2 protein-coding genes are annotated in these 919 nt (G+C 50.8%); one reads left to right on the top strand and one right to left on the bottom strand.

The genetic code is table 11. From position 1 onward, the window contains the following. A partial coding sequence (locus tag ACTHS3_RS15320) for an STAS/SEC14 domain-containing protein (protein WP_440368411.1) occupies window positions 1–323 on the top strand: 323 nt, incomplete at its 5' end. 155 nt (window positions 324–478) lie between these two features. Here ACTHS3_RS15320 and ACTHS3_RS15325 read toward each other — a convergent pair. Next, window positions 479–919 (bottom strand): DALR anticodon-binding domain-containing protein (locus tag ACTHS3_RS15325; protein WP_440368412.1); only part of this gene is annotated, 441 nt, incomplete at its 5' end.

The following is a 919-nucleotide window of genomic DNA, read 5'->3' on the forward strand; positions in this document are numbered from 1 at the left end:
ACGTAGCGCTGTACAACGAGTTCACTTTGGACGATTTCCGCCAATTGGAAGAAGCCTTGTTGGCCGCAAAACAAAAAATCCATCTGCCCGACATCCTGTTGGACTTGTCCATGTTGAAAGACTTCACCATCGATATGGCGGTCGAACAAATCAAATTCCTCAACCAACACGAAACCGACTTCGGCCGCGTTGCCGTCATTACCGACGACATCTGGATCAGACTCGGCGCGCGCCTTTCCAGCCTCCTGACCAACCAACATCCCAAATATTTCAGCGACGCTACCGAAGCACAGGCTTGGTTGTTGGCAAGCAATTTGAAATAAAGACAAGGCCGTCTGAACACATTACCTAAGCAAATTCAAAACCGCTTAGGCTCAAACAACGACATCACGACATCTGTCAAAGCATCAAAAAGGCCGTCTGAAACCTTGCAACCTGCAAAGTTTCAGACGGCCTTTCATCGTTTTTATTCAAAAACTTACATGACATTCAACACATCAATGCCCAACAACTCCAAGCCTTGTTTCAGCGTATCGCCGGTCAGCTTCGCCAGTTGCAGGCGGCTGTTGCGGGTTGCGCCTTCTGATTTCAAAATCGGGCAGGCTTCGTAGAAGCGGCTGAACAAGGTGGCGATTTGATAGAGGTAGGCGGCGAGGTAGTGCGGATATGCCGTGTCCGCCACGCTTTGCAGCACGTCTTCGAATTTCAGAAGCTCGGCGGCCAGTTGTTTTTCCAAAGGTTCGGTCAAAACGGTTGGCGCATTTGCGTCCCATTCGCCTGCTTTGCGGAACACGCTTTGTACGCGTGTGTAGGCGTATTGCAGGTAGGGGGCGGTGTTGCCCTCAAACGAAAGCATGGCGTCCCAGTCGAACACATAATCGCTGGTGCGGTTTTTGCTCAAATCGGCGTATTTGACCGC

This window comes from Neisseria sp. P0009.S007 (assembly GCF_051962515.1).